This is a genomic window from Gilliamella intestini (assembly GCF_900094935.1).
GTDB lineage: Bacteria > Pseudomonadota > Gammaproteobacteria > Enterobacterales > Orbaceae > Gilliamella > Gilliamella intestini.
Map to the genome: position 1 here is coordinate 1 of NZ_FMBA01000079.1, position 4453 is coordinate 4453.

The 4453-nt window shown below is 31.8% G+C and carries 6 protein-coding genes; 1 reads left to right on the forward strand and 5 read right to left on the reverse strand.

The genetic code is table 11. The features are described from left to right. The 5 genes from GA0061080_RS13220 to GA0061080_RS13240 form a co-directional block, all read right to left on the reverse strand. On the reverse strand, positions 1-208 hold a 208-nt coding region (locus tag GA0061080_RS13220; RefSeq protein ID WP_209435839.1), incomplete at its 3' end, for a hypothetical protein. A gap of 33 nt (positions 209-241) precedes the next feature. Continuing rightward, positions 242-925 carry a toxin-antitoxin system YwqK family antitoxin gene (locus GA0061080_RS13225; RefSeq protein ID WP_091126007.1) on the reverse strand — a complete coding sequence of 228 codons (684 nt, stop codon included), beginning with the start codon at positions 923-925 and terminating at the stop codon, positions 242-244. Positions 926-932: 7 nt separating this feature from the next. Further along, complete coding sequence (locus GA0061080_RS13230) at positions 933-2336, reverse strand: N-acetylmuramoyl-L-alanine amidase (protein ID WP_091126011.1); 1404 nt, start codon at positions 2334-2336, stop codon at positions 933-935. A gap of 40 nt (positions 2337-2376) precedes the next feature. After that, positions 2377-2940 (reverse strand): hypothetical protein, encoded by a 564-nt coding sequence (locus tag GA0061080_RS13235; protein WP_091126014.1) that lies wholly within the window; start codon positions 2938-2940, stop codon positions 2377-2379. Positions 2941-3109: 169 nt separating this feature from the next. Then, positions 3110-4033 carry a hypothetical protein gene (locus tag GA0061080_RS13240; protein ID WP_091126018.1) on the reverse strand — a complete coding sequence of 308 codons (924 nt, stop codon included), beginning with the start codon at positions 4031-4033 and terminating at the stop codon, positions 3110-3112. 112 nt (positions 4034-4145) lie between these two features. Between GA0061080_RS13240 and GA0061080_RS13245 the strand changes: the two genes are divergently transcribed. Further along, positions 4146-4445 carry an IS3 family transposase gene (locus GA0061080_RS13245; protein ID WP_034885636.1) on the forward strand — a complete coding sequence of 100 codons (300 nt, stop codon included), beginning with the start codon at positions 4146-4148 and terminating at the stop codon, positions 4443-4445. Positions 4446-4453: the final 8 nt, after the last annotated feature.

Sequence of the window (4453 nt, forward strand, 5' to 3'; positions counted from 1 at the left end):
CGGTTTCAGACATACGAGTGCTCCAATATTGGGGTTTAAAAGTTTCCCAACGTACGTTAAAAAACTCTTTCACCGGGTAACGGGTGCAGTATATGAGTGCGGTTTTATCGTTCCTCTCTTCCATGCCATGGATGAGGGTCTGCTCTTCCTGTAAAAAGCGGTAAAATTGTTGTGTTGTTTTGGGTTTATAGGGCGGTGCGGACGTCATTGAAATTTTATTTTTTCATTTTTCAATTATTTATTATTTCGGTATGGTGAAAAGCTCTTTTAACTCAGTCTCATATAAATCATCAAAATTGTAAATCTTCTTTGAAACAACTTTTCCATTCTTATATTGTGTTACGATTTTATAGTCTTTGCCGAATTCATCGGGATGATAATAGGTGGTTTCGATTAAATCGCCTTTTTCATCGTATGTTTTCCATAATCCTACAGGTATTGTGGTAGCATTATACATATCCATAAACCCTTCATATTGCTTAACGCCATTTTCAAAGTAAATAGTAATGAGTTTGGGTAATTCTAAAGAGTCAGTAACTATTGTTTCTATATGATTTATTTGTCCATTAGGATAATAGTTAACATATAATACATCTCCTTTTTTAACTTCATCTCTTACATAATGGATGAATTTTAATTTTCCATTTGGGTAAAATCCTTGAGCAGAAATGCTGTCTCGTTGATATGATGACATATAATACACAGATTCTAATTGACCGCCTTTAGTATAGTAAGTTTTTATATAATCCGCTGTTTTATTGCCATTGATATAATATTCATACCGTAGAAAACCCTCCGGAGTATTGGATTCTTTAATTCGTACTGAATGTGAAGGGGTAGCTTCGGAAATCTTTTTTTCTTCAATGCGTTGAACACATGCCAAAATGCCAACAAAAAAAATAGACACCATTAGTAATTTTTTCATTTTATTCTTAAAAATGTTTATTAATGTTGATTTCTAACCCTTGAGCAAGTTGCTCTGCTATTAAGTCCATATTGTCGTAAATACTTTTTGCATCTTTAGGGTGTGTAATATAACCAAGCTCGATTAAAACTTTATATTTCGTTTGATTTTTTTCCCCAAGAACTCCTACATTATTTCTAGCATCAGGGTGTTTCTTTCCTATATTGACAACAGTATAACAACTAAAAATATCATTAGCTAATTCTAGCCCTTTTTTATCTCCTTCATAATAGATAACATGCGCGCCGGAAGTAAAATTGGTTAAGCCATCCGCATGAATAGAAATAAAATAATCCGCTTTGTTTTTATTAGCTATATCACAGCGAAAATAGATAGCTTCTTTATTATTGGCAACTTTAACAACGTTTTTACTATTTCTGGTAATTAAAACATTATAGCCTTTTTGTAGCAATAAATTATAGAGTTTTATTGAAACTTCATAAACCATATTAGATTCAGTTCTCTTATGATCTAATTTATTATTTTTACTTTTTGAGTAATCATTATTTCCAATAATCCATGTATCCGGAGCCTCTAGAACATATGAGGGAAGATCTATAACTGTTGCGGTTTTTGTTTGTACATTACCTTTTGCATCTTTTAAAATTTCCCCATTGTTCCCTTTTAATTTGTATTGGTATATTCTTGCTTGAGCTCCTTCATTTCCCGGTGTAACCCCATGTCCTGGATCAATCACAATAACAGGTCTAGTATTTTTTAACTGAAACTTATTTAAATTTTCAGTTAAAAAGTCATAATAATTTAAATTATCCACGGCACTACATTGCCCTGCAAAGAAGCTTTTAAATGTTATCCTAATTGCGGTTGTTTCTTTTATTTTTGCCCTTACAAATAAGAAAGTGTTTTTGGTTTTGGTATTTTTTAACTTTTCTTGTAATTCTTGATATTTTTTATCGTCTTTAGGGCGAAGTTCTATTTCCTTTGCATAGGTAATGGAGCCGTCTAGGGTATATTCTATTTCAGTTTTTTCTTCTCCATTGACTAAAAAAAGAACCGGATTATTGGAATAAAGGTTTTGGGTAGTATCGGTATTTTCAATTTCCCTAAGACTGAGCACTAATTTACCTTTTCGGGGAGTACCGTAACATTTGGCAACGAGGTAGACTTTATCACCCAAATTTGCATGATTTAATTTTACATAGACATATTCATCTTTTTTGTTGAGTACAAGTACTTTACGAGCGAAGTACACGTCGGCTACATTTATAATAAAATCATCCTGATGAACCATATCATAGACAATTTGATTGGGGTTGGCTGAATAGGAATCGGTTTGAGGTTGTAATACCTTGTTGTCGGGTTGACTGGGTTGTGATTGTTTATTGTCCGGCGAGGTTGCTTTTTTTTCCATTTTGGGTTGTTAGGTTGTTTTTTGTGTATGTATCTAACTTTTAATATGATTTATTTTTGACGTTGAAACATGTAGGATCATTAATTGAATTTATGATTAAATTAATTTCATTTCCTTTCTTTCTTGACATACTATATTTACAGATTTGAATAGTATTTCCCGATTGGATTTGTTCCATAGATATTAATTCTAATAAGTTGTTTTTATCCTTTTCAAAGATGAATTTATCAACCGTTAAATGTCTGGTTTCTTGTATAATTTCTAAGGTATATTCTTTTTTACTTACTTTTGTCAAAGTAAATGTTAAATCATTTCTATCACCATAGTTACTAATTAATAATTTATAGTTTTCTTTAAATTTTATATTTCCTTGTTCTATTTGAATTATAAAATGATCATACGGTTGTTCCGATACTAAATTTTTATGGAACTCCCCTGCATTATCAAATTGAATATGAAAAATATTATTTTTAATACTATGAGCTTCGCTCTCATCTTGAATCTTTTGTTTACTATAAACATTTTTAACTTGTCCTTGACAAGAAAAAATTAATATAATTATTAGAATAAAAAAGATTCCTTTATTTTTTATTAATACACTCATTATATTTCATTATACCTTTTAATATTTCTGTAAACTTCTTCCTTTCTTCTAACCCATTGGGGACTTTTACATTTCCATTAATTGCTCGTGATACCAATAAAATATATATGATTAATAGATAAATTAAATCAAAAATAATTATATTATACTAAGCGTGTTTAACAATGTCCTATTTTTCAAATTCACCGATTAAAATCCTTCCCCCTCGATTTTCAGGCTCTGGTTTATCATGGAATGATGCATGAAAAATGATAAATTTATCTTTATAAAACCCAATCGGACGAGAGGCAGAAAAAAAGCCTGTAAACTTTTGTTCAAACCAAGTTTTACCATAATCATACGAATATCGAAAAATAGGATAAAGGGCTGAAGTAAGTTTATAGTCGCATGCAAAATTTTTATAGCGGTAATATCTATTTCTATCTCCTTTTTCGAAGGTGTATAGCAGTTCTTCCTTACTGTTATAATAAGTCCCACCACCTTTAGACGTATTGAATTTAGTAAAAAAATACTCCCCATCTTCATAAACCAGCACATCATAATCATTGTGTAATTGCTGAATGACCGTTTGTGTATTGTTTTTCGGGTCGTAGCGAATGAGTTGTTTGGCATCAAGAATTAGTAATGTATCATCAGCAGTAACCCAAAAAGAACGGTTGTTTAATTCGTAGGGTAAAGGATACTCTTCCTCTCGATTCAATAAATTAACCAGTTTTAATGCCTTGTTATGGGAATACACGGCATATTTTCCATTAAAATTATAATAGGAGATATCTGCTTCAGAATCATATTCATCTATTTTAGCCACTTTTAGACTTTTATGATCTAAAAGATACATGGAATTTTTTTTACTGTTGTAGGCTAATACAGCTTGTGCTTCAAATATTGAATAATCCTGGCTCGGGTACAGCCATAATACATTTTGTTCGGGAAGCGTTAACTCTTGATAACTTTTGCCCCGATCTTTCGATATATGTAGTACCGCTTGATATCCATTTTGGATTGAATCGAAAGCGCGCAATCTTTTATTTCCAATCAAAATAATGGTGTTTTCATTAGGGGCTATAAAATCTTCAAAACGAAAAGCTGACATCGGGTCTAAGACGGTGGCTTGGTCGGTTAATTGGTATTGGATCGGCTACACTAATTCATACAACTTTTTTAAGGGGTAAGGTAAACCTATCACAACTAAAAAAGGAACAAATATGAATAAGATTAAACGCAAAAGACGAACATTCACAGATGATTTTAAACACCAAATGGTCAGTCTTTATCAACATGGTAAATCACGTAGTGAAATCGTTGCCGAATATGATTTGACACCATCAGCATTGGACCGTTGGATAACGCAAGCAAGCCAAAGCGGCTCATTTAAAACAAAAGATAATCGCAGTCCACAAGAACAAGAGTTAATCGCGTTGCGTAAAGAGCTTAAACAGCTGCGTATGGAAAACGATATTTTAAAGCAAGCAGCACTGATAATAGGGCGAAAATCGCTATCCTAAAAGCAAAT